The following is a 25,450-nucleotide window of genomic DNA, read 5'->3' on the forward strand; positions in this document are numbered from 1 at the left end:
GTTGTCGCCTGTCAGAGGCTTTTGGAGTCACGGGCTCCATCGCATAGTTAGAACTGTCGGTGCCCAGCTGTAGCCTCCTGGTGAGAAACCGGGAGCAGATATGAACCTTGTAGAACGCCAAGCGATTCTTCGTCGTTGGGTGATGCCGTCGAGCGATTACGAGAAGGACAAGCAGGACCGCGCTCTACGGATGGTCAAGAGCGCCATTGACGCGTGGCCGGCCTTCAATGGCGTGGCGTACCACATCTACGCGAAAGGCTCCTACGCCAACAACACGAACGTCCGCCTCGACAGTGATGTCGACATCGCGGTGCAAAACCGAGAGTGCCTTTACTACGAGTACAACGGCTGCGAGCAACCGTCGAGTGAAGGGACCCCTACATATGACGGCGATTGGACACCGCCACTCTGGCGCGCCGAAATCTTGGCGGCGCTAGATGCAAAATTCCCAGGCGAGGTTTCCGGGTCCGGAGTCGTCGCCATCACCATCGACGAGCACGACGGCACCCGCCCCGACATAGACGTGGTCCCAAGTTTTGACTACGTCCGCTACGACTCGTCCGACCAAACCCGGCAGCATAGAGGCAGCAAGGTGTTCCCGAAAACTGGATCGCCCATTGTCAACTACCCGCAACAGCAACTCGACCGCGGCACGGCCAAGAACGGACGGACCAACGGCCGATACAAGAGATTCGCACGTGCTCTGAAGAGTGCAGAGAACCAATTGGTCGCAGACGGCACCATCAGCGACCTGCCGTCCTACTTCATGGAGTGTCTTATCTGGAATGTGCAGGACGAGATACTCACGGGTGGGTCGGATCTCAGCGCCGGGTTCAAGTCCGTGCTCGTGTGGCTGTGGAACGGATTGAAGGAAGAGAACTACGTGCGGACAGACTGGGAAGAACCGAACGGGTTGAAGTATCTCTTCCACCCCGGAGCCAAATGGACTCCGGGCGATGCACGTGAACTCGTGCTCGCGACCTGGCAGTACCTGGACTACTAATGTCTAAGGACCAAGCTCGGCTTGTCCGGATCGTCGCCGTTGCAGTCAGCGCGGTTTGGGGCGCTGGGCTTTACCTCAGCGGCGTCGATATCGATGACTCGATGCGACGACTTCTCGCCTACATTCCGTCCGCCTCCGTGTTACTCGCTGTCGCTTTCGACCTCTGGATCTGGAAGTGGCCAGGGGTTCATATATTGGTAGGGCGACCACGTATGGACGGAACCTGGCGCACGACCATCCGGCCGCACCAGAAGAGTCGAATTCCGAAGGGTGGGAACTGGGGGCCGATCACAAGCGCTGTGGTCGTTGAGCAGACGTTCTGGACGATCAGCGTGCGACTGCTGACGGCCGAGAGTTCTTCGATGTCGGAGATCGCATCATTGCGCAACCACGGCGAAAGCAAAGAGCAAACGCTGCTGACCTACACGTACCGAAACGAGCCGCGGGCGGAACACCGCCCGCGGAGCGCTCCGCACCGAGGGGCATGTGAGTTCACTGTGGTCGGAAGACTCCCCAAGTACATCACCGGCACGTATTGGACCGACCGCTTTACGGTCGGAGATATGGACCTGACCTACGTCGACCGAAAGAAGGACCGCCAATCGCTGGCCGATCTTCCCCTGTCCTGACTAAAGGAGACTTCGGCGGAGCCGTGCAAAAAAAGTTCGACCCGTGAGACACTCGACACTCTGAATTGCCCCGAGTTTTCTTGCCGCTTCCACGCTTGCGACATCTCCGGGTAGAGGGTCGATTCTTGACTGTAGTAGACCTGCTCGACCGACGGGGCGCCGTCACGATCGCTTGCGTAGGTCAAGATGCGTTGACGGTGCGGTAACTGAGGTTTATGCCTCTGGCGTGCCAGAGGCCGTCGTGTTCACATGTCGAAAAAGGTGAGGATCTGTGCAGTCACCTGCTCCATGGTCGGACATACGTACTTGTCGCTGCAGCGACCGGTCGGAACCGCCCAGCCCAGGTGGCAACGGTCCTTGCCTACCGGGTCGACGTCGATTGACTTCGTCGGACTTCGGAAGACGCTCGACCCCGGAACTCGCTCAACACTTTGATCTCGGTTCGGATGTTCCCACCTGAACTCGGGCGGGCACTTGAACTCCCGAATCGTCAGCTCAGGGGGTGTATATGGATCCACACCGGTCCGCGAAACCGTGTGAGTTACTACCAGGAGGTTAGGGGTTCAAATGCCCGTCCGAAAGGCGAGTTCTACACTGTAATGATGAATATGTCGTGGCTCGAGAGCAACGACTTGCAGCGCTCAGAGCGCTCCAAATCAACGTGCATTCAGGCGGATCCACCACGGTCCACACGGTTTTACCAGACGAATCTCGGTGTCACGAGCGTGTCACATGTCGGTACGAACGAGGGTGGATTCGGGTGGTACGGACTGGACGATTGACGCAGGTCAGAGTATCTGTGATGGTTCCATGCGGACGTATCTGGTTGTCTCGCAACATACTTGTAAGCGAGCGGTCAACGGTTCAATCCCGTTAGGAGGCTCGTTCGGACGGCCCTGACCAGCGAAAACGGTTGGGGCCGTCCCTTTTTGGCCTATTTCGGCCGCTCGTTTCTTGCGCGAGCCCGGTTCGTCCACCTGGGTTTATGGGTCGCTTGTGACCTGGGGTTTTGCCGGTTCGGCGGCTCGATCCGGCGTTCGGTGTCACAGAATGTCACAACTCGTCGCTAACTCATCGGTGAGCGTTCGTGTGGATGTAGGTGGATGTGTACGGACTGGGCAGGTGATGGCCGGGCCGAGGTGCAGTGTTGGAATCAGTGTCGGTTCTGTAGGCTTGGAGCCTACGTATCCGACATTTGATGGAGGTAACTGTGACGACAAGCGATGTGCGACGCCGTCATGCCGGGTTACCTCCCGCGTTTGCACGGCTTCCGATGCGGATGGTGCGAGCCGCGACAGCGGCCGATGTCTACGCGCACCCGCGAGCCGAGCTTGCGCGGCTGACGGACCTGGGCCTGCTGCACCGAGTGGCGACGGGCTTCTACGTGGCCGTGCCCGACGATCGGGTCGGGACCGAGTGGATGCCTGGCCTGGAGGCTGCAGCAGTTGGTATCGCTGTCGCGGCGTACGGCCGCGATGACGCTGTGGTGATGGGTATCAGCGCAGCGCGGTTGCACGGTGTTCTTCCGCGTGCGTTGGCGACGGCTGTGGTGGCTGTGCCGACGCGACACGATCCGATTCGGTTGGTGGATCGGCCGGCGTTGGTTCGGTTCGTCGTGCGCGACACCGCACGTCTGGATGCGGAGCGTATCGATACCGAGTTGGGTCCGGTGTTGGTGACGACTGCGGAGCAGACGGTGTTGGATCTGGTAAAGCGTCCGGGTCTCGGTGACGCCGAGGCTGAGGTGTGGCCGGCGGTGGAGCAGTTGTATCGACGGTGCGATCCGAAAGTGTTAGCCGAGATCGCTGGGGCTCAGAAGATGCGAATGACGTTGACGCGGCTGCAGGCTCGGTTGGGGGAGAAGTAGTGAATCCCCGCGAGTTGGCCTCGGTGGCCGCGCAATTCGGTGTCGCGCGTGCACAGGTCGAGCGGGATCACCTGATCTCGCACCTGCTCGGCTATCTGAGTGCGCATTTCGCGGATCGGATTGTGTTCATCGGCGGAACAGCCTTGGCTCGAACCCATTTGGTCGATGGTCGTCTCAGTGAGGACATCGACCTGATTGCGGTCGGTTCCAGATCGGAGGTCGCTCGTGATCTCGACCGCGCTCTCCCACGCGCGGTGATGCGCAGCCACGGGCGTCTGGTGTGGGATCCTGCGATCAGCGAGGTGCCTGAGCGCCTCGGTGCAGTGTTGAGGTCGCAGTCCGGACTGGCGGTCAAGGTGCAGTTGCTGTCGGCGGAAGGTCGCCCAGCATGGCCTCTGGAGAACCGGCGACTCGAACAACGGTTTGAGGATGCACCGGGAGCTGAGTTGACGGTACCCACGCGGCCCGCGTTCGTTGCGGGTAAGACGGTGACCTGGTGTGAGCGGCGGGCGTCGCGTGATCTGTGGGACCTGTGGGCACTCAATTGCATTGGCGCATTCGAACCGGAAGTGGCCGATTTGTATCGGAGGTTCGGGCCCACGAACAAGTTGCCTGGTGAATTGCAGTTCGCGGATGCTCCGACCGAATCCGATAGGGAGAGCGAGCTTTTGCGCGTCCGGACCCGTATCTTGCGAGCTGGGTGGTCGATCAGCCGTCGTAAGCGTGGAGGTCGACATCGGGGAAGCGCTCATCGAAGACGCGTTGGACATCGGGGTTGACCGCAGCGAGAACCTGATCGAGGAGCGTGCCGAGTTGCAGCGTCTGCGAGTGTCCTAGGACGTCGATCATGACGCGCCTGACTTCGCGGACGTGCCCGGGGGCGGCCTGGGCGACCACGTCCTTACCCTCCTGCGTCAGAGCCACCTCTGTGAAGCGACCGTTGTCGGTATCCGGTCGGCGACGCACCCAGCCGCGATTCTCCATCTTGGTCAGAGTGTGTGACAGGCGAGAGATAGAGCCACCGACGAATGCGGCGAGGTCACTCATGTGGACCGTCTGATGGGGCGTGTCCGATATACATGAAAGGACCATGTAGTCGAAGTTGTTGATTCCCGCGTCTTGCTTGAGCTGGGCACTCAGGACTGTCGGCAGCGACTCGACCAGACCGGCGAGCGTCAGCCACGCCCGGATCTCCTCCCGGGTCAGCCATTGGGGGTCGCTCGTCATCGCCCGAGTGTAGTTTTCGAGTTCGACGGGCACGTTCATCGACCTCGGTGGACATCGCGTAGGCCGCGCTTCGCCGGCGGTGACGCCAGGGTGCGGGAGCTCTGCCTGAAGTATCGAAGGTGCACTGCTACGTGCAGCGCTGCGTTGTGTTCTTACGCGTCTGGTCCGATCAGGACGATCCCGTATTTGGGTGCGGCGAGCATCATGCGTGCGATCTCTGCGTCGTCGATGGCTGGGGCGGGGCCGTTGTTGGTGGCGGGTTGGCCGGACTCGCGGAGGAAGCCTTCGATCCCGCCGGGGGTGAAGCCCAGCAGGATTTGGCTCGGTGTATCTGCTGTGTTGCGGAAACTGTGGGCAATTCCTCGAAGACCGAACGCGAAGTCACCCGGCCCGGCGGCGTGGGTCGCGCCGCCGATGGTGATCTCGAACGTCCCGTCGAGAACGGTCCAGAACTCGTCCTCGTTGGTGTGGATGTGCGGGGGCGGGCCACCGCCGGGGGTGGTGATGCATTCGATGACTGCGAAGCTTCCACCCGTGTTCTCGGCGGTTGCCTTGTAGATCATGGTGTCGGCGACGAACCACACCCGCTCGCCCTCCCCGGCTGCGACGGTGAAACCTTCGACGGGAGTGGTTGTCTCCCCGCCGCTTTCGGTATCACCGGTGGTACCCCGCGGATTGTGTTCACCTGGGAGTGGTTCGAACTCGCTCCTGTGCGGGGATATGCCCGCGGTCGTCCGTGCCGGTGTCGATGTCGTTCATCGACACCTTGACGGTAAACACGCACTGTTGAAATATCAACTATGGGTGTCGAGGTGTTCCGAAGGGGGAAGTCCGGACGGGACAAGGAAAGCTTTAAGTCTCGACCCTGTGGGAGGGTCTCAGGACGTGAGCTTGGCTTGGTAGCGATCGAGCAGCGACGGAACGCCGGCGGTCGGGGGTGCCCACGAGTTCGGAACCGGACAATCGACGGCGACACGGCGGGCCGCAGCCACGAAGTCGCGGGTCAGAGGCGAGTCGACGTCCGAACGCCACCCGATGGACAACGGTGTGGGGGGTATACCCGTAACCGGAACGAATGCCAAACCTGGCCTCGCATAGAACCTTTGAGTCGACGCTTGTGAGAACGCCACGCCCTTGCTGGAGAGGATGGCTTCGAAACACTCGTCGACAGTGGAGACTTCGGCACCGAGACGAACGGTCTCACCGTCTCTCGAGCTGACGGCGAGCCAGAAGTCCCTCCATGATTCCGGGCTGCGCCTCGCGACGAACGGTTGCCCCGCCACTTCTTCGACACTGGTCGAATCTTGCTGCGCCAGAGGCGAAGTGGATGCTACGACAAGCACTCTCGGCTCCACGAACAGTGTCTCGAGCGCAAGCCAGTCTTGCACGACGACCGGCGGCCTGACGAACGCGACATCGACCGACCCGTCGCCGAGCCCGACGTAGGGGTCGGTGAAGTCGAACGACTGCATCTCGACCGCGACGTCGGGGTGGAGAGCACGGAAAGCCGACAAGATGTCCGGCGTCAGTTCCGCGGCAGCGTTCGCCTGGAATCCGACGATCAGGTTGTTGCGCCCACTACGGCCCACCTGACGTGTCAACGACGCGACACGCTCGGCATCGGCGAGAAGCTGCCTGCTCCCGTCGAGGAGCTTGTCCCCGGCAGGGGTCAACGAGACATGACGGGAATCGCGGATGAACAGTGCGGTTCCCAAGGAGTGTTCGAGTTTGCGAATCTGCACGCTGAGCGAGGGCTGTGCGATATGCAGCCGCGCTGCTGCCTTGCCGAAATGAAGCTCTTCCGCGACGGCCACGAAATACGACAACGGCCTGAGCTCCAACGGAAGATTCACGTCCCCGATGCTATTCCCGCAGCTAGACCAGCACCAGTAGTTGTTTCCTATCGATCGGGCGACCGATTGGTATTGGACGAACCCGCAGGTCCAGCGTGTGATGGGTCACATGACAACAGCAACCGACACCACCACCCAGACCCCGGAACAGTGGGCCGACGCGTTCACCCAAGCATCCGACGCAGACGCCGAGATCTCCGCGCACGGCACGTACTTCACTTGCTCGTACCTCCTCGACATGGACACCCACTCCTTCGTCATCGAGATGTCGAACGGCAAAGTCCACGCAATCGCCGTCGACCCAGGCCCGCTCGACCGGCCCTATCAGTTCGCCATCCGCGCCGGCGTCGAGACGTGGCAGGGCTTTGGAGTTCCCGTTCCGGCACCGATGTTTCACGGCATCTGGGCGGCGTCGTTCCAGCGCGACATGAGGCTCGAGGGAGATGTCCTCGTCCTGATGCAGAACCTGCGCTGCGTTACCCGCCAGATCGAACTGCTGCGCGCCGTCGGCGTTCCGGTCTAGTCCCCGACTCACACACGACTCACCGAAGGAACAGAACATGAGCAAGATTTCACCTGTGACCGGCCATTACGTCGATGTCGACGTCGACGGTCTTCTGTACAAGGTCTTCTACCTAGAGAACGGCACCGGCCAACCGTTGGTATGCCAGCACACCGCCGGGTGCCACAACCACCAGTGGCGTGGACTGCTCGAAGACGAGGACATCACGCAGAATTACCGCGTGATCGCGTACGACCTGCCCCGCCACGGCAAGTCCGATCCGCCGGAGAACACAGAGTGGTGGAAAGAGGAGTACAAGCTCTCGGCCGACCATTACGCCAACTTCATCGTGGCCCTGGTCGATGCACTCGAACTGGAGAATCCGATCTTCATGGGTTCGTCGTTCGGTGGCAACATCGCCTTGCAGCTGGCGCTTCGCCATCCGGAACGCTTCGCCGGAGTCATCCCGGTCGAGGGAGCCGACTACTCACCGGGCTTCTACCTCGACTGGTGGCAGCACCCCCACGCGAACGCTGCGCAGGTGTGCGCAAGTGGCACATGGGATCTCATGGCACCACAGTCGCCGGAAGCCGACCGGTGGAAGACCTGGTTCTACTACACGCAGGGATCCGAGGCGTTCAAGGGCGACTTGCACTTCTACTCCGTGGACCACGACCTGCGCGACAAGCTCGACCAGATCGACGGCGACCGTTGCCCGGTCGTCATGCTGACCGGCGACTACGACTACCTCACCACCCCTGAGGACAGTGCCCGCACAGCTGCGCAGATCAAGAATGCGAAGTTCATCGAGATGAAGGACATCGGGCACTTCCCGATGAGCGAGAACCACCCGGTGTTCCGGACGTACCTCATCGAGGCGCTCGAGGTTCTGCAGAAATCCGCGTCCACCTCGGTCTCCGTCTGATCTGACCCTGCACGCCCTCGATGCTCGCCGGCCTCCGACACGGGGCCGGCGAGCATTCTTTTCGGCCCTCGAAAGGGAGATCCCGATGTCCGTCACACACTTTCCGTTCTGGGTTGCCGGCGAAGCGACTATCAGCGGTGTCGCTACCGAGATCCGCAATCCGTTCGACGGTCGCATCGTGGGGACGGTGTTCGAAGCGGCGTCGGAACACGTCGACGCCGCGATCGAGGCGTCCGCCGCGGTGGCGGACGAGTTCGCGGGAACGCCGGCCCACGTTCGGTCGGATGCGCTCGTACATGTCTCGACGCGTCTGCACGAGCGTCGGGAGGAAATCGCTCGGCTCATCTCTGCCGAATCCGGCAAACCGATCAAGTGGGCGCGAGTCGAAGTCGCTCGCGCGGTGTCGACATTTCGGTGGGCGGCCGAGGAAGCACGACGATGGAGCGGGCATCTTCAGCGACTCGACACCGACGCTGGATCGGACGGCCGCTTGGCGCTGATTCAGCGCGTCCCACGCGGTCCCATCCTCGGAATTGCACCGTTCAACTTTCCGCTCAATCTGGTGGCCCACAAGGTGGCACCGGCCCTGGCGGTCGGCGCGCCGATCATCGTCAAACCTGCGCCGGCCACCCCGCTGACAAGTTTGGTGCTCGGCGGAATGCTCGCCGAGACATCGCTTCCGGCGGGTGCGTGGTCAGTGCTGACCGTCTCCAACGACAAGGCATCGGACATGGTCGTGGACCCTCGGCTACCGGTTGTCTCGTTCACCGGATCGGTCCCGGTGGGTTGGTCGATCCGAGAACTCGTTCCGCGCAAGCACGTCACGCTCGAACTCGGAGGTAACGCCGCGGTGGTGGTCTGCGCAGACTGGGCCGACGAGGAAAAACAGGAGTACGCAGCCGAGAGGATCGCACGATTCTCGATGTACCAAGCGGGTCAGTCGTGCATCGCGGTGCAGCGGGTCTTCGTCCACGACAGTCTCTACGACGCCATGCGCCGCCGCATTCTGGCTCACGTCGCGTCGCTGTCGACCGGTTCACCCGACGACGACGAGACCGACGTCGGCCCCCTGATCGACGACCGCGCAGCCGTACGCGTGGAGGAGTGGATCGAGGAAGCCGTCGAGGGGGGAGCCACCGTTCTGGCCGGCGGCGGACGCACGGGCGCAGTCGTCGAACCGACGGTCATCGAGGATGCACCGCCAGGGGCCAAGGTTGTGGACCACGAGGTCTTCGGGCCCGTTGTCGTACTCTGCAAAGTCGCCTCGGATGCGGAGGCATTCGAACAGGTCAATGAATCCCGATTCGGATTGCAGGCGGGCATCTTCACGTCGAACCTGCAGACGGCGTTCACGGCGTCACGCGTCCTGGACGTCGGCGGGGTCATCGTCGGTGACGTGCCGAGCTTCCGCGCCGATCAGATGCCGTACGGCGGAGTCAAAGATTCTGGGATGGGCAAAGAAGGGGTGCATTCGGCGATGGAGGACCTGACGCAGGAGAAGGTGCTCGTTCTGACCGGTATCGAGATTCCCTGAGATTCGGCACGACCCACCCAACTCCGAATGCCTGTTCCGACGGCAAATTCACAGTGCGCCGGCTTTCCCGGCTCTTCCCAGATGACGGTGTAGGTCGGCCGGGCGCGTCGGTCCGCAGGTAGACGTCGAGGTCTCCCGACGATGGAGGTTCCTACGCCATCCATCCGAAAGACCTCGACGTGTCCGACGCTACCCCGCCGGCCGGCTTCGGCCGCCTTGACCTGAGCGCCTTCGCGGCTCATCCCAATCGACCCTGATCGGGTCTGCTGACCCCCTCGACGAGAACGCAGCGACATCACAGCCACCCGACCCCGACCGTCCGGGAAGCCGGGGCACGTCACATGGCCTGTGCTGCGGGCGTGTCGAGTGGGTCGTCCAGGGGCGACGCAGGAGCGTCGACGCGACGTGCTGAGAGGTGGTTCCAGTCGAGCGCTAGGACACCGGCTACAGGCATGGCGATAGGTCAGGAACGGCGTCGCTCCCTGCGCAGGAGGGAGCGCAGAGTCTCGGCGTTCGCGTAGCCGACCCGTAGCGCGATCTCGGCGGAGGTGAGGTCCGTGGTTGCTGAGAGGTGCCGAGCTCGTTCGGTGCGAAGCCGTTGGACGAAGCCGAGCGGAGTGAGGTTGAGCGCCGCACGGACTCGTCGTTCGAGGGTGCGCCGGCTGGTGCCGAGCGACTGCGCGACGAAGGCGACGTTGAACGGTTCGTCCAGGCGGGCGCGCACGAAGCGTTCGAACTCGACGACGATCGGGTCCTCGTGCCGGAGATGTTCGTAGGCGACGAAGGCCGCCTGCGACGGACGCTCGTCGATGATGAGGAGCTTGGCGACATGTTGGGCCAGGTCGGGGCTGATCGATCGCACGAGTGAGAGCGCGAGGTCGATGTGGGCGAACGCGGCGCCGGCGGTGACGAGGTTCCCGTCGACCACGACCATGGTGTCGAGATCGAGGGCGACGGTCGGATAGCGCTTCAGGAACTCCGGCCCCAGGAACCAGCTGGTCGTCGCCCGCCGATGATGCATCCGTCCAGTCTCGGCGACGGCGAACACGCCGGTGCACGCCGCGGCGATCCGGGTGGTCGCGTCGTCGAGGCGCCCGAGTGAGGCGATGACCGAACGTGCATCTCGGCTCTGGAGGGCGTCGTTGGTAGCGGCGGCCGTGAGGGTTCCAAGCGCAGGGACGACGACCACGTCGAACTCTCCGGACTCCGACAGCGGGTGGTCTACCGACAGGGTCATCGATGCCGTCGTGGTCACTCGCCGTTTCGGTCCGAGGATGGCGAGTTCGATCGGGTCGATCCGCGGGTCGACATCGCCGCGGGCTCCGTCGGCCACCCGCACGATGTCGATGACCGACGCGACAGCCGAACCGAAGCAGCCGTCGATCGCGATCAGTCCGATACGCATGGCGCGAACAATAGCAATACTGTCGTATACGCCACTCCCCACCGGCCCTCGCTCGTCATAAGCTGAACTCGCCCCACGAAGAACCCCGACTTCAAGGAGAACCCCTCATGTCCACACCCGCATCACTTCCGTATGCCTTCGTCGCCAAGATCGTCGCGGCCGATGGACAGCACGACGCGCTCGCCGATCTGCTCGCCGGCGCTGTCGCACTAGCCAACGAAGAAGTAGGAACGACTGTCTGGTTCGCGGCTAGGACCCACGCCGACACCTTCTGGATCTTCGATGCATTCCCCGACGAGGCCGCTCGCGACGCCCACGCCAACGGCGCCATCGTCGCAGCCCTGATGGCCAACCAGCACCTCCTCGGCGCAGCACCCGAGATCCTGGCGGCCGACGTCCTCGCGTCCAAGCTCCCGTAGTCCGCCAACGCACGAGACGATCGCGCCCCGCCGAGCCGTCGGACCCGACCGCCTCGACACCCGCACCACGTTGACGATCCCCGACGGGCCGATCACGAGGAGGCCAGGCAACACCAGGCGCAAGCCTGGAGCGGCACTGTTTCACCGGTGGTCATCGAGAGAGCCAGCGCGGCTCCATGGCAGCGCAACTGTGTCAACTTGCCCTCCGTCCCGCGAGGCGCCGTGGGCGGGGTCGTGGTTGCGATCCGTTGCCGTGACGGGAGACGCGTTGCGCGTCGCAGCGATGACGGGTCGTTGGCGTTCCGGGGCGTTGCGTTCGTGCGCGCCGCGCGTGCGGCATGGAGCATCTCGCTGCGCACACAACGATCGCTGCGCCGACGCACCGTTGACACCTCGCACGTCCAGGTCGCGACACAACGCCACGCTGCGTTGCCGAGCGGAGCGAGGCCTATCGGCACACGGACAGGATGCCGGCCGCGAGCGCTCAGCCGGCGAGGGGTCCGTCGCAGAGGAGAGCGACGTCGGTGTCGGGCAGAGCCGTGAGGCCAGCGCATCGCGCGACCACCAGAACCGAACCGACGACCTAATCACGTCGGCTCTGCGTCTATCGCTTGATGCGCCCACTGGGTGAACGAGCCGCTGACCTGCACAAACGCCGAGCGTGGGGGACGCTGCCATCCGGTGGTGACCGACGACGACCGACCAGTACCGACCGTTTTACCGGAGTTTCACCGGAGCTCGCGGCGGCGTCGAAGCCGAGCAAGCTCCATTCTTTAGCTCACCGCTTTCCCGTCGGGGCCGCGAGTCAACCGTTCGCCCTCACGCCAGGCAAGACCGAAACCAACAACAACGGGACTGCGCGAACGACCGGGTGTTTGTCGGTCCAAAGAATACTGATGTTCGTTCGAGCCAGTGGGCCGAGGTGTCGGATGTGTTGTACAACGTCGGTTTACAACTACCGTATTTGGGTGGAGTTGGGTCTCGGTGTCACGAGCGTGTCACATGTTGGTACCTACGAGAGTGGATTCGGATGGTCCCGCTTGGACGGTCGATGCAGGTCAGCAGCTCCATGGTGGTTCCATGCGGACGTATCTGGTTGTCTCGCAACATACTTGTAAGCGAGCGGTCAACGGTTCAATCCCGTTAGGAGGCTCAACTGCTCCGATTTCATCCCTGGGATCGGAGTTTTTCTGCCAACAGCTCTGCTGCTCGAGTCGACGAGGCAGATCTACGCCCCGTGCGGGAATTCACGGTGCCTGCAGGGGGTGCAGATTCCGATGGGGGCCGTAGATGCAGGTCGGTCAGGGCGTGCGCGTTGTTGCCAATCGTCGCTGAGCGACGGCGACCACCGCCACGATCACAACTCCGACGGCGAACAGTCCGAGGGCCGCGGGCCATTCGTTGCCCACAGCGAGCAGCTCGCGGCTCTCGCCTTGCCACGGCCACAGTGCGCGCAACGACCCCAGCAGCAGGCCTGCAGCGGCGACCATGGCCAGATCATGGTAGTTCGCCAGCACCCACTCGAGCACTCTGACGAAGCTGACCAAACCCACCAGAGCGCCCAGGGCGAACACGGCCAGGTACGTCAGGTTTCGCTCGTCGACGGCCGTCAGCGTCGGGGCATACAGGCCGACGAGCAGCAGAAAGAACGATCCCGATACGCCTGGCAGCACGAGCGCACAGATGGCGATCGTCGCGGCGAAGAACACCAGAATCAACGACGGGTTCGACGCTTCGCCCCCGGGTAACGACGTGAGCACGACGACCCCGACAGCGAGAACGACGAACAGAACGATGGCAGACAGTCGGGACCGGGTGGTGGGGAAAGCTCCAGGAGTGATCTCCATGAACGGGATTGCGACCGACATCGCGATCATGCCCATGAACAGTGCCTTCGAGTAGACGGGCTGATTCGTGACGAAATCCGCCATGATCCCCGCCACCGAGAACACCATCAGCAGCATGCCGACGCCGACCGTGGCGAGCAGCCACCAATCGACCTGACGGACCTCGGCGCGCACGTCGGACCGCGTCACCACGGCCTTGGGGAGGTCCGTCAGATGCTTCGCCGACGCGATGGCCCTGGTGTAGATGCCGGTGACGAGGGCAACCGTGCCGCCGGAGACCCCGGGGACCGTTTCTGCCAGACCGATCAGACCTCCGCGAACGACATTGGCCGCCAACTCCGTCGCCGGCGGCCGCCCCCGGACAACATCATCGAGCCCGGGTCGCTGATCCAGCCCGGGGCGACCCTGGTCCTTGTCCCCATGGTCGGAAGGCGTCCGCCGGTTCGTCGTCATGTCTGAATCGTCCCAAATGCATCTTCGCCGCCTGCCACCGGCTCGATCGGCATCGAGAGGAGCTGTGCCGTTGCTGAAGCGTCGAACGGGCAAAACGACACACATCTATCGGAGGTACTCGAAGTGATCGGTGCCGTTTCAGCGCTCAGGTCACAGGCGGCAGACCCGACTTCAGGGTGACGGCACCCGCGGTGAGAAGGGTTGCGAGATCGGAGTTCTCGTCCTCGAGCCACTGCTCGTATGCTGCGATTGCTATACCGAGAAGGATCCATCCTGTGGTGCGTGGAAGGTGGTCGGTCGGTTCGGCCCGGGTCCTGGTGGCGACGTACTCCGCGATGACGGCTCGCCATCCCTCATACATGACCATCGAGTAGCTCTGCAGCGCAGGCGTCCCCAATATCAGTGACATCCGCTGCCGATGCACCGATGTCTCCTCCGGTGGAAACGTATTGAACTGCACCAGTGCGGAGCGAAGTCCCTCGGCCAGTTCGATGTCGGCGGGTAGGCCGGACAGATGGGCTCGCAGTGCGTCGAGCTGGGCGTCGAAGTCGCCCCAGGGCACGGCGTTCTTGGATGGGAAATAACGAAAGAACGTCCGTCGTGCAATGCCGGCGGCCTCGGCGATGTCGTCGATGCTGGTCTCGTCGAAGCCCTTCGAGGCGAACAATTCGATGCCCAGGTCGCTCAACTCACCCCTCGTCGTGGAGGGGCGTCGACCCGTCCGGTTGGAGGGTTTCCCGCCTGCTGTCATCCTTTTTGCTCCGAACTCTGTCTTTGTGCACCGAGTGCCATTACCGTGTGGTCCACGCCACTGTTCGTTCCGAGTGTGGTCTATCAACTACCTGTGGAGGAATTCGATGTCGAAGAAGAGTGAGAACGCTGTGGTCGGTACTTCGGTCGAGTCCGATCTGGTCGAGGAGTCGTTGGTGGAGGAAGTGTCGATCGACGGTATGTGCGGGGTCTACTGATCATGACCACCGCAGTGCAGAACACGCTCGATCTGGATGTGCGGTGGGCATTGCATCCGCAGGTGGCGCTGCGTCCCGAGTCGTTCGGGGCGCTGCTCTACCACTTCGGAACTCGCAAGCTCTCCTTCCTGAAGAACCGGACGATCGTGGCGATCCTCGAGTCGCTGCCAGATCACCCGGACATGCGGTCGGCAATCGCGGCTGCAGGAATCGGCGATTCCGACTCGGCTCCCTACGTCAAAGCCTTTGCAGTGCTGGCCGACTCGAAAATGATAAGCACCATCTGACTTGTTGTCCGGTCCGTATCTGGGCTGAGCATTTCACGGTCCGTCGCAGCCCCGACGGGTCTTCCTCTGATTGTACGAATGAGGTCCTTCTATGACTTCCACCCTCGAAAGACCAGCTCCTGTCGGTAGATTGGTCGATCAGTTCGAGCTCGGTCTCGATGCCCCGATTTGTTTGACGTGGGAGTTGACCTACGCCTGCAATCTGTCGTGTGTGCACTGCCTGTCGTCGTCCGGTCGCCGTGATCCGCGGGAGCTGAGCACCGAGCAGTGCAAGTCGATCATCGACGAGCTGCAGAAGATGCAGGTGTTCTACGTCAACATCGGTGGCGGTGAGCCGACGGTCCGCAGTGATTTCTGGGAGCTCGTCGACTACGCAACGGCGCATCAGGTGGGAGTGAAGTTCTCCACCAACGGAGTCAAGATCGACAAGAAGGTGGCCGCCCGGTTGGCGGCATCCGATTACGTCGATGTGCAGATCTCCATCGACGGCGCGACCGCCGAGGTCAACGACGCGGTCCGCGGACCGGGCTCGTTCGACATGGCGTGCCGCGCGTTGGAGAATCTGAAGGAGGCCGGCTTCCGGGACGCGAAGATCTCGGTCGTCGTCACCCGCCACAACGTGAGTCAGCTCGACGACTTCAAGGCGCTCGCCGACAAATACGCTGCGACATTGCGTATCACGCGTCTGCGGCCCTCGGGTCGGGGCGCGGACGTCTGGGACGATCTGCACCCCACGGCCGGCCAGCAGCGCGAGCTGTACAACTGGCTCGTCGCGAACGGCGAGGGCGTGTTGACGGGTGATTCGTTCTTCCACCTCTCGGCGTTCGGTGACGCATTGCCCGGGCTCAACCTGTGTGGTGCCGGACGCGTGGTGTGTCTGATCGACCCGATCGGTGACGTATACGCGTGCCCGTTCGCCATCCACGAGAACTTCCTGGCCGGCAACATCGTCCGTGACGCGAAGGACGGCATGGGTGGGTTCCAATCGGTATGGCAGACATCGGAGTTGTTCCAGGACTTGCGGTCTCCGCAGACCTCCGGTGCGTGCACCAAGTGTGCCCACTTCGACGCATGCCGCGGCGGATGCATGGCAGCGAAATTCTTCACCGGCCTCCCCATGGACGGTCCGGATCCCGAATGCGTCATCGGTAACGGCGAAATGGCGTTGGCAGCTGCGGGAGAAATCCCCAAGTCCAGCGTCGACCATTCGCGTTCCGGGCAACGCAAAACACCCCGTAAGTCGGTGCCGCTGACGTTGACGATGCGCCCACCGACGAAGATCTGCGACGAAAATCCGCTCGCAGGAATGGAATAGGAAGAGCTATGGCGAAGACTGCGTGGTTCGAGACCGTTGCCGAAGCGCAGCGGCGGGCGAAGAAGCGTCTACCGAAGTCCGTGTACGCCGCGCTGGTGGCCGGGTCCGAGCGCGGGTTGACCATCGACGACAACATGGCCGCGTTCGGCGAACTCGGCTTCGCCCCGCACGTGGCGGGGTTGTCGGACAAGCGTGACTTGTCGACGACGGTGATGGGGCAACCGCTGTCGTTTCCGGTGATGATCTCCCCGACGGGTGTGCAGGCCGTCCACCCGGACGGTGAGGTCGCTGTAGCGAGAGCTGCAGCAGCGCGGGGTATTCCGATCGGGCTGTCCTCGTTCGCGAGCAAGTCCGTCGAAGAGGTCACGGCAGCGAATCCACAGACGTTCTTCCAGATGTATTGGGTGGGTTCACGTGAGATCCTGCTGCAGAGAATGGAGCGGGCGCGCGCAGCGGGCGCTGTCGGGCTGATCATGACGCTGGATTGGTCGTTCTCCAACGGCCGCGACTGGGGTAGCCCGTCGATTCCGGAGAAAATGGATCTCAAAGCAATGGTGCAGTTTGCTCCGGAGGGCATCACTCGTCCGAAGTGGTTGTGGGAGTTCGCCAAGACCGGGAAGATTCCAGATCTGACCACCCCGAACCTGACCCCGCCGACCGGTGGCCCGGCTCCGACGTTCTTCGGAGCGTACGGCGAATGGATGGGTACTCCGTTGCCCACCTGGGAGGACGTGGCGTGGCTGCGTGAGCAGTGGGGTGGACCGTTCATGCTCAAGGGCGTGATGCGTGTCGACGACGCCAAACGGGCTGTCGATGCCGGCTGCACGGCAATTTCGGTGTCCAATCATGGCGGTAACAATCTCGACGGCACTCCGGCACCGATCCGGGCCCTACCGGCGATCGCCGACGCTGTGGGCGATCAGATCGAGATCACCCTCGACGGCGGCATCCGGCGTGGTAGTGATGTGGTCAAGGCATTGGCGCTCGGCGCTCGGGCGGTGCTGATCGGGCGCGCGTATCTGTGGGGCCTGTCGGCGAACGGTCAGGCAGGAGTGGAGAACGTGCTCGACATACTGCGCGGGGGAGTCGATTCGGCGGTCCTGGGTCTCGGGCACACCTCGGTGCACGACCTGTCACCGTCGGATGTGGTGATGCCCGCCGGGTTCGACCGCAAGCTGGGTGTGTGACTGCCTGGTTCGAGTCGGTTGCAGAGGCCCAACGTCGCGCGCGCAAGCGTCTCCCGAAGTCCGTATACGCCGCGTTGGTCGCGGGCTCGGAGCGTGGCATCACTGCCGGCGACAACACGGGCGCGTTCGGTGAACTCGGGTTCGCGCCGCATGTAGCGGGGTTGTTCGACACACGCGACTTGTCGACGACGCTGATGGGGCAACCGCTGGCGTTCCCGGTGATGATCTCGCCGACGGGTGTGCAGGCCGTGCACCCCGGCGGTGAGGTCGCGGTAGCGAGAGCTGCTGCTGCGCGAGGCATTTCGATGGGGCTGTCGTTGTTCGCGAGTAAGCCCATCGAAGAGGTCGTCGCGGCACACCCGCGGACGTTCTTTCAGCTCCACTGGGTGGGTTCGCGGGAGTTGTTGCTGCACATGCTCGAGCGGGCCCGCGCTGCGGGAGCCGTCGGGCTGATAGTGACGATGGACTGGTCGTTCTCGGAGGGCCGGGACTGGGGGAGCCCGGTGATACCCGAAAGGGTCGATCTGCCAGCGATTCTGCGGTTGGCACCGGAAGTGCTGGCCCGTCCGCGGTGGCTTGCCCGGTGGGCGCGCTCGGGTGCGTTTCCGGATTTGACGGCACCCAATCTCGCCGGGCCCGGAAAGCCTGCGCCGACGTTCTTCGCCGCGTACCGCGAATGGAAATCCACCCCGCTGCCCACGTGGGACGACATCGCCTGGCTACGCGAGCAGTGGGGCGGCCCGTTCATGCTCAAGGGCATCGGTCGGGTCGACGATGCGCTGCGGGCCGTCGACGCCGGCGTCACGGCGATCTCGGTGTCCAATCACGGCGGTAACAATCTCGACGGTTCTCCGGCGTCGATTCGGGTGTTGCCGGCGATCGCCGACGCCGTGGGCGATCAGGTGGAGGTCACTCTCGACGGCGGGATCAGGCGCGGCAGTGATGTGGCGAAGGCACTCGCTCTGGGTGCGCGCGCCGTGCTGATCGGACGCGCATACCTGTGGGGTCTGGCGGCGAACGGTCAAGCGGGAGTGGAGAACGTCCTCGACATTCTGCGCGGCGGCCTGGACTCGACGGTCCTCGGACTCGGACATGCGTCGGTGCACGAACTCTCACCGTCCGATGTGGTGATACCGCCGGACTTCGACGCGCAGTCGGCGGGCCGGTCCGCCTGACGGTGTGGGTGTCCGTCGACACCGAACGCGTCGAACGGTCAGGTCCAGGCCAGCTGAGACCTTTTGTCCCAGTAACGCTTCGGAGGTTCGGCCAGGTCGATGTCGGCCGCTGCCACCAGTTCGGAATCAACGGTGAGAGCTGCGACGTTCTGCTCGAGTTGCGCTACGGTTGCCGCACCGGAGAGCACGACATCGGCCCATGGTTGCGCGAGCGCAACGGCCAGGACGAGGGCGTCGCGGCCGACTCCTGCCGAGTCCGCGATTCGCCCCAGCTCCGAATCCTCCGCGACCAGTCGGCCGTTCGCCATCGCCTCCTTGACGACGACGAACCACCCGGCCTCGTGTGCTCGTTCCAACGCCGAACCGGCGGACGGTTCGAGCGGGTTCCACGTCGACTGCACCGAGCTGAACACCCCGACTTGCAGCGCTGCATCCACCACATCGCCCTGGTGAGGTCCACTGGTGCTGATACCGATTCGGGTGCCGCTCTCCGCGATGGCGCGCAGGTCGTCGAGCAGCTCGGTATCGCCGAGAGCAGGACTGTCCGGGGTGACGCTGTGGATCAGGTAGTGGTCGGGTGCGCCGCCGAGCTCGCGTAGCGTCTGCGGCCACTGTGCTGCCAACCGGGCAACCGAGTGCTCCTTGACCTCGTGCACTGCGGCGTGCGGCTGGAAATCGGCCACGTAGGCGTATCCCCATTTGGAGCCGATGACGATGTCCGCGCGCCTGCTCGGCCGTCGAGCCAACCAGCTCCCGAGGAATCGCTCGGCCAACCCGTACGAGCGCGCGACGTCGATGTGTCGAATCCCGCTGTCCCACGCGGCGTCCAGTACTGCGTGACACAGCTGCTCCAAGGCCGCGGGATCGAATCGCCCGTCGACGGCATCGGAGTGCCCGACCGTCAGATACTCGGGGCGTCCGAGGGCAGCAAGGCCGAGGCCGAGTCGAGTCATGTCGCCGCTACCTTCGTTCGGGTGGAAATGTGCGCTGGGGCCATGCATACCAGCATGCCCGTGCCTTGCATACAGATCAGCTCCCCGGTTTCGGATACCCGACGCCGATCGAGGGCCGGAATTCGAAACCGAGGAGCTGATCCGAGGGGTGAGTTCTTACTTCGCCAGAGCCTCGGCGATGGTGACGACGCGCGTGGCCATGTGCGTCAGCGCTGCGCTGGTTGCGTCGTCGAGTTCGTTCTTGTTCTCGGGCCCGGTGACGTGAGAGACGCCGTAGGGGTTGCCGTCGGCGAACTTCAGCCCGTCGGTGTATCCGGGCGGCACCAGAACGCCGCCGAAGTGCATCAGCGAGGTGTAGAGACCGGTGAGCGTCGTCTCCTGGCCACCGTGCGCGGTCTGGCTGGAGGTGAAGGCTGCGTAGGCCTTGTTGGCGAGTTCGCCCTTGGCCCAGTAGCCGCCGAGGGAGTCCATGAAGGTCGAGAACGGTGCTGCGATGTTGCCGAAACGCGTCGGAGATCCAAGGATGACGCCGTCGGCCCAGACGATGTCGTCGCCGCTGGCGGCGGGAAGGTCCTTGGTCGCTTCGTAATTGGCGGACCATGCGGGATTGTCGGCGAAGGTGCTCGGGTCTCGGGTTTCAGCGATGTGACGCACCCGTACCTCGGCACCTGCTGCCGTCGCTGCGTCGGCGAGTTTGTTCGCCATCGTGGTTCCGTGGCCGGTCGAGGAGTAGTAGATGATCGCGATCTTCGTCATCGAGGTGACCTTTCGTCGGGGTGGACATCGAAGTAGTTGCGATGTCAACTGTATTCGATAGTACCCAGGATGATTGCTGTGTCAACTATTGACGTCGCCGGGAGCGTCGACGGCAGCACTTCGGCCGACCAGTGCGCAACGCATCCACTCGTACACCCTCTCGTCGTTGAGGAGGGTGAAGTGGTGCGCGCTGTTGATTGCCAGGCCGTCGTCCGGACGAAGTCCTATGTTGCGCAGGGTGTTTCGACCTATGGCGCTGTCCGTGCGCACCAAGCCGTCGCCGACGAACATGCCGACCGGGTTGCGCGGGTTTCCGGTGACGATCGCCGATGCGTGATGATGACGCACCCTGTCCGGAATCGACACGTCCGCGGCCGCGCCGACGTCGAAGTTGTCCGCATAACGGGCGTGCCCCTCTTCCTCGGTGATCGCTCCATGAATCAGGTCTCGTACTCCGGCGCTTCGGCGCGCCAGCAAGTGTGCGAACGGTCGGGTCTCGGGCACGAGCGCCATGGCGGCCGCAGCGACATGGACGCCGTGTGCGAGCGGCGCACCCAGATGTGGTGTCCCGAGGGTGAATACGTCCGACAACAGGTCGACCCATCGGCGGCCGCTCTCGGTTGCGTGGTGAGCCGCGGCTCGCGAGACCAGGCCGCCCATGGAGTGCCCTACCAGCGTTATTCGGTGCACTCGGACGGGCCACGCCGTCACGAGCTGCTCCAGCAGGTCCGACAGATCGACTCCGTTCGCGGCAATTCGACGTCCGGTGTTGTAGCGCAGGAAGATCGACGTGGTGGCCGCGTCGGAGTCCAGCCGCTCCCCGTACGTCGGACGCCCGCCGAGCCGCCACGCCGATTCCGTCTCGACGAGGCCGTGCACGAACAACACGAGGTGCGCTCCCGCGGTGGGAAACGCCGCGGCCAGAGAGCGGTACTGCGGAGGAACGGGGCGTCCGTCGACGCGAATCGCCATGGGGTAGGCGAGAACCCGAGCGGTGCGCTCCATGTCGTCGCCGATGAGACCGTGCAGGACCGCGATGGTCTGTGCGCCGCGGGTGGTGTGGGACGGCAACGGGCGGGGGTCGTCATCCGATGTGTCGTCGACGGTTGCGGGATCACCGCCGGTCAGGGCTCCGACGGCTTTGGCTGCGCCGGTGCAGGCCGCCGCGATGCTCGCGTAGGTGCCGGCGGCGATGGCGTCGTGCATCAGTTGGGTCGGTAGGGCCGCGGGCCCGACGCCTCGCTTCACGGCCGCGAAGGTGCGTCGGGCTATGGCGGAGTGGACCGCGCGAACTCCCCCCGCGGCCGATGCCAGCTCGCGAAGGGTGAGTTCGCCGAGTTCACCCAATTCCTGCGTGCGCTGAGATTTCTTCCCCACCCGATTCAGTGTACGTGTGTCCACTGAAACGGATCGGCTCAGGCGCGGCGGCCGACCACCGGGTTCAACTCGGACGCCGCAAGGCCGCCAGGCTCGATACCGGGAAGAAACTCTCGCCAGGTGCCGCTGATCAGCGTCGGCGACTCCACGACGCGTGCCCCGTCGGCGAAGTAGGTGGTGGCCAGTGCCCGTCGCGGCTGCGTCGTCAGGTTCGGCCCGGCGGTGTGGAAGCACAGTGCGGAGTGGAACGACACGTCACCCACCGCGAACGGCAGCGACTCCACTGCGACGTCGCGCTGAGAGAAGCGCTCGGTGACGGCCTGGTCGTACGACGTGCCGACCTTGTCGAACTCGAGGTCGGCCACCTCGCCCAGCACGTCTCGGCCGCGGGCGAACGACAGCGGACCCATCCGACCGGGTATGGCAGACATCGGCATCCACGCCGTGACGGCCTGGGTGGTCTGCAGCGGGAAATGCTCGGCGTCGTGGTGCCAGGGTGTGCGGCCGCAGCCGGGCTCCTTGGACAGCGCGTTGTCGTGGTAGAGCCGAACGGACGGCTCGTCGAGCAGTGCCGCGGCCACGCCGCCGATTCGGGGCGAGAGCGCTACGGCGCGCATCAGGTCGTCGTGCAGCCACATCTGCTCGAGCGCGGTGAACCGGCCCGCGACGTCGTCGCCGTGCTCGGCGCGCAGCAGCTCGTCGAGTCGTTCGGCGAGGCGTCGTACAACGGCGGGCGAGAACACCGCGGGCAGTCGCACGAAGGCATTCCGAGCGAATGCGGCGACTGCGCCGGGGTCGAGGTCGTAGGGCTCGGCGAGCTCACGCTCGACCTGTTCGTCCGTGGCCGCCTCGACGCTCGGCAGGCCCGGTCCGTCGACAAGCTCGGTGGGCATCGTGTCGTTGGCGGCGAGAGTGACGTACCAGTCCCACCAGTCCTGGTCGTCGCCCGCCCACTCCTGGTCGATACCGCCATCGCGGTTCTGTTCTGGGAGTCGGTCGTTGGTCAGAGCCACAGCAGGGCCGCCTCGTGCGAGAAGGTGTAGGAACCGGACGCGTCGCGGCACGAGGCGAGGTAGTCGCCCAACACCGGAGCCGCCTCCATCTCGTCGAGTGACACGGAGTCGTCGAAGGCGCATCGCTGCAGAAAGCCCTCGGCAACGGCGCGATCGGACGTTCCGGTGGTGTAGGTGACGCGTTGATCGCGCACGTCCGCACCCGCGCGGATCAGCGCGTCGCGCACCTGCTCGGCTGTCGTGTACGGCGTCGCTTCACGCACACCGGCGCGGAAGGCGTCGTAGAACGCGATGTAGTGGGAGGCTTCCGTGGCCTGCGCAACAAGCCCGAGACCGCCGGGAGCCAATGCGGCCACGAATCTCTCGGCGGCGGCATCCAGCTCGGCAGGAGGAAGGGCGTAGAGCGCGTGGGTGGCCCACACGACGTCGTAGCCGGCATGATCGTCGGGCAGATCCTGCAGAGTCATCACCAGATCGCGGCGGGGGACGAAGGGTGCCGCAAGGGTTCCGCGTGCCTCGGCCACCGAGAATTCGGATGGGTCGAGCAGGTCGTAGGCAACCTCGGGTACTGCGGACAGGTCGGTGTAGCGGCGGAGCGCAGTGGGGAATTTGCCGCTGCCACACGCCACGTCGAGTAGTGACCAGCCGTCGTGCGCTCGGTCGGCAAGCAGCGTGGGCCAGTCGGCCGCCAATGCCAGCTGGTGGTAGTCCTCGGTGGCCAAGGCGTAGAACGCTTCCATACCCGTGCGGCCCGCCTCGCTCCAATGCTCGAGACTGCGTTCGGCTGTGTCTCCGCTGCTCACGAGATTCCTCCTAGAAAGCCGACTACGACGCACCGGCCGGGGCGCCATGGTTGACTCGGTCCAATGTCCAACATAGCTCCGAACTCGCCGACCGACACCGCCGCCGTGCTCATCGACGGATTGCGGGCGGTGCGGCGCGGAGCTGCGGCGCTGGCGAGCCTGCCGCCCGAGTCCTACGCCGAGCACCACGCCGCCTTCGAGATGCTCTCCGATCAGCGCGGTCTGATCGCCGAGCACTTCGCCGGACGGCTCGCCGGGTTGGGGAATGGCCCGCTGTCGGTGTTGTCGGTCGGCTGCGGCGACGGTTCGCTCGATGCTCGGCTCGCCGCGGGTCTGCTGCTACAGGTGCCGGGCCGTCCGGTGCGGTACGTCGGCATCGACCCCTGGATCGGCAGTGCCGAACTGTTCACCGCCAGAATGGTTGCGCTCGAAGCCACCGAACTCGACTCCCACGCATACGTCGCATCGTTCGACGATTCACCGGTCGACGAAACCTTCGACGTCGTCATGTTCGTGCACTCGATGTATTACGTTGCAGACGTGGCGGCAACCCTGCGTAGTGCGCTGAACCTGCTGCGACCCGGCGGCCAGCTGTGGGTGGCCGTTGCTCCGACGGCCGCGCTCAACGCACTCGTCGAAGTTCTCGCCCCTCCGCTGGAGGGCCATCGGCAATGGTTCAGCGCCGACGTCGAGAAGGCCTTCGTGGCCGCCGCGATCGACCTCGACGAGACGGTCACGCTGGACGCGCTGGTCGATCTGTCTTCCGCGAGCGACGAAGTGTTGGACTTCGCGGTACAGGCACGTCTGACTCCCGAGCTACGCGGCCCCGTCCGGGCCTACTTGGAGGCGGTCTCCGTGCCCGGTGCCGTTGGTGAGCAGCGTGTTCCGCATCCGGTCGACGTGTTCGCGGCAACGGTTCGCTGACAGGCCCGGAGAAAAACCTTGGTTGCGGTTCGGGTCAGGCCTTCGTGGACGAGACCGGACCGGTACTGATCGATCGAATCATCTCGGCGGCCAGCGCGCTCACCTTGACGTTGGTGTTCTGAGACCGCTCGGACAGCAGTGCGAATGCCTCGTCGGCCGACACGCCTCGAACGGCCATGATGATGCCCTTGGCCTGATCGATGTCGGCCCGAGTTGTCATTGCGGTGATGAGACCGTTCAGCTCCGTCTCCGCTGTTTTCACCCGGCTGGTGATACGTACCGCGGCTTCGACTGCTGTCGAAAACAGCTGAACCAGAACTTCGTCGATGTCCTCGAAGCCGTGCGAGTTGCGGCTGTAGATGTTCAGCGCGCCGAGGTGGCGGTCGTCCATCGACATCGGTGCCGAGAGATAGCTGCGTACACCCATGCCGGTGACGTTCGCCGCGAAGCGTGGCCAGCGCTCGGCGACGTCGTCGACACGTACCCGAACCATCTGGCCGGTTCTCGCTGCCTCCAGGCACGGGCCCTCATCGGCTCGATACTGATCCTCATCCACGTCGTTGACGCGGGGATCGCTCGACGCGGCGGTCGTCGGGTGATCGGCTCCGTCTTGTAGAACCGTGATACCGACCATGTCCGCGTCCGGTACCGCCAGGGACACTTCTCGGCAGACCGCCTGCATCAAAGCTCCTGCGTCGTGGCCGGAGAGAAGCAAGCGGGAGATGTTCTCCAGGGCGCGGGTGTAGCTCGTAACTCGGGCAATCGTCGAGGCCGGTGGTAATTCGGTGCTGTCGGTACCCGAATGATCCGTCGGCGAGTGCTTGTCTGTCGGCGGGTTCTGCGGCGGGTTCTGCGGCGGGTTCTGCGGCGTGTTCGATGCCATGATCGACCTTTCAACTGCGTCAGTCCTACGTGCGCTCGGCCGAGCATGCGCGTGCAGCACCCACAGCCTGAACTCTGAATAGAGCCTAACGCCGAATCGACCGTCTGTATCGCCCCTTGTTCGTTACTGGAGAATCACTCCAGCG

At 64.0% G+C, this 25,450-nt stretch carries 26 protein-coding genes; 14 read left to right on the plus strand and 12 right to left on the minus strand.

Annotated elements, in window-relative coordinates:
- Window positions 1-100: 100 nt before the first annotated feature.
- The 4 genes from ACIGGF_RS10545 to ACIGGF_RS10560 all read left to right on the plus strand — a co-directional run bounded on the left by ACIGGF_RS10545 (window position 101) and on the right by ACIGGF_RS10560 (window position 4,278).
- Entirely contained in the window at window positions 101-1,003 is a 903-nt protein-coding gene (locus ACIGGF_RS10545) for a nucleotidyltransferase (protein WP_128645484.1), read from the plus strand.
- 101 nt (window positions 1,004-1,104) lie between these two features.
- Window positions 1,105-1,632 (plus strand): hypothetical protein, encoded by a 528-nt coding sequence (locus tag ACIGGF_RS10550; protein WP_068373957.1) that lies wholly within the window; start codon window positions 1,105-1,107, stop codon window positions 1,630-1,632.
- 1,273 nt (window positions 1,633-2,905) lie between these two features.
- Window positions 2,906-3,499, plus strand: a complete 594-nt coding sequence (locus ACIGGF_RS10555) for a type IV toxin-antitoxin system AbiEi family antitoxin (protein ID WP_094662028.1) — start codon at window positions 2,906-2,908, stop codon at window positions 3,497-3,499.
- A gap of 23 nt (window positions 3,500-3,522) precedes the next feature.
- Entirely contained in the window at window positions 3,523-4,278 is a 756-nt protein-coding gene (locus ACIGGF_RS10560) for a nucleotidyl transferase AbiEii/AbiGii toxin family protein (protein WP_314142959.1), read from the plus strand.
- On the opposite strand, the gene ACIGGF_RS10565 is transcribed toward ACIGGF_RS10560, so the two are convergent.
- The 3 genes from ACIGGF_RS10565 to ACIGGF_RS10575 all read right to left on the minus strand — a co-directional run bounded on the left by ACIGGF_RS10565 (window position 4,208) and on the right by ACIGGF_RS10575 (window position 6,579).
- Window positions 4,208-4,726 carry a MarR family transcriptional regulator gene (locus tag ACIGGF_RS10565; protein ID WP_314142760.1) on the minus strand — a complete coding sequence of 173 codons (519 nt, stop codon included), beginning with the start codon at window positions 4,724-4,726 and terminating at the stop codon, window positions 4,208-4,210. The genes ACIGGF_RS10560 and ACIGGF_RS10565 overlap by 71 nt on opposite strands.
- A gap of 152 nt (window positions 4,727-4,878) precedes the next feature.
- A complete protein-coding gene (locus ACIGGF_RS10570) occupies window positions 4,879-5,310 on the minus strand; it encodes a cupin domain-containing protein (protein WP_314142761.1) in 432 nt (143 codons plus the stop codon).
- 294 nt (window positions 5,311-5,604) lie between these two features.
- Window positions 5,605-6,579: a LysR family transcriptional regulator gene (locus ACIGGF_RS10575; protein WP_243597456.1), complete on the minus strand. Its 975-nt coding sequence runs from the start codon at window positions 6,577-6,579 to the stop codon at window positions 5,605-5,607.
- Between the two features lie 109 nt (window positions 6,580-6,688).
- Here ACIGGF_RS10575 and ACIGGF_RS10580 point away from each other — a divergent pair, with 109 nt between their 5' ends.
- The 3 genes from ACIGGF_RS10580 (at window position 6,689) to ACIGGF_RS10590 (ending at window position 9,540) form a co-directional block, all read left to right on the plus strand.
- Window positions 6,689-7,102, plus strand: a complete 414-nt coding sequence (locus tag ACIGGF_RS10580; RefSeq protein WP_042940221.1) for a hypothetical protein — start codon at window positions 6,689-6,691, stop codon at window positions 7,100-7,102.
- Window positions 7,103-7,139: 37 nt separating this feature from the next.
- On the plus strand, window positions 7,140-8,006 hold the full coding sequence (locus ACIGGF_RS10585) for an alpha/beta fold hydrolase (RefSeq protein WP_008719926.1): 867 nt from the start codon (window positions 7,140-7,142) through the stop codon (window positions 8,004-8,006).
- A gap of 85 nt (window positions 8,007-8,091) precedes the next feature.
- Window positions 8,092-9,540, plus strand: a complete 1,449-nt coding sequence (locus ACIGGF_RS10590) for an aldehyde dehydrogenase family protein (protein WP_243608729.1) — start codon at window positions 8,092-8,094, stop codon at window positions 9,538-9,540.
- Between the two features lie 463 nt (window positions 9,541-10,003).
- On the opposite strand, the gene ACIGGF_RS10595 is transcribed toward ACIGGF_RS10590, so the two are convergent.
- Window positions 10,004-10,945, minus strand: a complete 942-nt coding sequence (locus tag ACIGGF_RS10595; RefSeq protein ID WP_341442270.1) for a helix-turn-helix domain-containing protein — start codon at window positions 10,943-10,945, stop codon at window positions 10,004-10,006.
- 107 nt (window positions 10,946-11,052) lie between these two features.
- On the opposite strand from ACIGGF_RS10595, the gene ACIGGF_RS10600 reads away from it, so the two are divergent.
- Window positions 11,053-11,364 carry an antibiotic biosynthesis monooxygenase gene (locus ACIGGF_RS10600; RefSeq protein ID WP_314142768.1) on the plus strand — a complete coding sequence of 104 codons (312 nt, stop codon included), beginning with the start codon at window positions 11,053-11,055 and terminating at the stop codon, window positions 11,362-11,364.
- 1,301 nt (window positions 11,365-12,665) lie between these two features.
- On the opposite strand, the gene ACIGGF_RS10605 is transcribed toward ACIGGF_RS10600, so the two are convergent.
- Both ACIGGF_RS10605 and mftR read right to left on the minus strand, forming a co-directional pair.
- On the minus strand, window positions 12,666-13,664 hold the full coding sequence (locus ACIGGF_RS10605) for a DUF368 domain-containing protein (protein WP_397521278.1): 999 nt from the start codon (window positions 13,662-13,664) through the stop codon (window positions 12,666-12,668).
- A gap of 145 nt (window positions 13,665-13,809) precedes the next feature.
- Complete coding sequence (gene mftR / locus ACIGGF_RS10610) at window positions 13,810-14,415, minus strand: mycofactocin system transcriptional regulator (RefSeq protein ID WP_397521279.1); 606 nt, start codon at window positions 14,413-14,415, stop codon at window positions 13,810-13,812.
- 106 nt (window positions 14,416-14,521) lie between these two features.
- On the opposite strand from mftR, the gene mftA reads away from it, so the two are divergent.
- The 5 genes from mftA to mftD (ACIGGF_RS10635) all read left to right on the plus strand — a co-directional run bounded on the left by mftA (window position 14,522) and on the right by mftD (ACIGGF_RS10635) (window position 18,596).
- Window positions 14,522-14,632: a mycofactocin precursor MftA gene (gene mftA, locus ACIGGF_RS10615; protein ID WP_397521280.1), complete on the plus strand. Its 111-nt coding sequence runs from the start codon at window positions 14,522-14,524 to the stop codon at window positions 14,630-14,632.
- A 2-nt stretch (window positions 14,633-14,634) separates the two neighbouring features.
- Window positions 14,635-14,919 (plus strand): mycofactocin biosynthesis chaperone MftB, encoded by a 285-nt coding sequence (mftB, locus tag ACIGGF_RS10620; RefSeq protein WP_397521281.1) that lies wholly within the window; start codon window positions 14,635-14,637, stop codon window positions 14,917-14,919.
- Between the two features lie 91 nt (window positions 14,920-15,010).
- Entirely contained in the window at window positions 15,011-16,234 is a 1,224-nt protein-coding gene (gene mftC / locus ACIGGF_RS10625) for a mycofactocin radical SAM maturase (RefSeq protein WP_397521282.1), read from the plus strand.
- Window positions 16,235-16,242: 8 nt separating this feature from the next.
- Window positions 16,243-17,421, plus strand: coding sequence for a pre-mycofactocin synthase MftD (gene mftD / locus ACIGGF_RS10630; protein ID WP_397521283.1), 1,179 nt, complete (start codon window positions 16,243-16,245; stop codon window positions 17,419-17,421).
- Window positions 17,418-18,596, plus strand: a complete 1,179-nt coding sequence (mftD, locus tag ACIGGF_RS10635; protein WP_397521284.1) for a pre-mycofactocin synthase MftD — start codon at window positions 17,418-17,420, stop codon at window positions 18,594-18,596. Before mftD (ACIGGF_RS10630) ends, mftD (ACIGGF_RS10635) begins: the two co-directional genes overlap by 4 nt.
- A gap of 38 nt (window positions 18,597-18,634) precedes the next feature.
- Here mftD (ACIGGF_RS10635) and ACIGGF_RS10640 read toward each other — a convergent pair whose 3' ends face one another.
- The 5 genes from ACIGGF_RS10640 to ACIGGF_RS10660 form a co-directional block, all read right to left on the minus strand.
- A complete protein-coding gene (locus ACIGGF_RS10640; RefSeq protein WP_397521285.1) occupies window positions 18,635-19,549 on the minus strand; it encodes an aldo/keto reductase in 915 nt (304 codons plus the stop codon).
- 156 nt (window positions 19,550-19,705) lie between these two features.
- Window positions 19,706-20,305, minus strand: a complete 600-nt coding sequence (gene wrbA, locus ACIGGF_RS10645) for an NAD(P)H:quinone oxidoreductase (RefSeq protein WP_397521286.1) — start codon at window positions 20,303-20,305, stop codon at window positions 19,706-19,708.
- 81 nt (window positions 20,306-20,386) lie between these two features.
- Window positions 20,387-21,682, minus strand: a complete 1,296-nt coding sequence (locus ACIGGF_RS10650) for an esterase/lipase family protein (protein WP_397521287.1) — start codon at window positions 21,680-21,682, stop codon at window positions 20,387-20,389.
- Window positions 21,683-21,720: 38 nt separating this feature from the next.
- Entirely contained in the window at window positions 21,721-22,695 is a 975-nt protein-coding gene (locus tag ACIGGF_RS10655) for a phytanoyl-CoA dioxygenase family protein (RefSeq protein ID WP_397521288.1), read from the minus strand.
- Complete coding sequence (locus tag ACIGGF_RS10660; protein WP_397521289.1) at window positions 22,686-23,498, minus strand: class I SAM-dependent methyltransferase; 813 nt, start codon at window positions 23,496-23,498, stop codon at window positions 22,686-22,688. Before ACIGGF_RS10660 ends, ACIGGF_RS10655 begins: the two co-directional genes overlap by 10 nt.
- 63 nt (window positions 23,499-23,561) lie before the next feature.
- Between ACIGGF_RS10660 and ACIGGF_RS10665 the strand changes: the two genes are divergently transcribed.
- On the plus strand, window positions 23,562-24,422 hold the full coding sequence (locus ACIGGF_RS10665; protein WP_397521290.1) for a class I SAM-dependent methyltransferase: 861 nt from the start codon (window positions 23,562-23,564) through the stop codon (window positions 24,420-24,422).
- Window positions 24,423-24,456: 34 nt separating this feature from the next.
- On the opposite strand, the gene ACIGGF_RS10670 is transcribed toward ACIGGF_RS10665, so the two are convergent.
- The gene (locus ACIGGF_RS10670) at window positions 24,457-25,305 is read right to left on the minus strand and encodes a GAF domain-containing protein (protein WP_397521291.1); all 849 of its coding nucleotides are present in this window, start codon (window positions 25,303-25,305) and stop codon (window positions 24,457-24,459) included.
- Window positions 25,306-25,450 lie beyond the last annotated feature (145 nt).

It is taken from the genome of Rhodococcus sp. NPDC078407 (assembly GCF_044542515.1).
Taxonomy (GTDB): Bacteria; Actinomycetota; Actinomycetes; order Mycobacteriales; family Mycobacteriaceae; genus Rhodococcoides.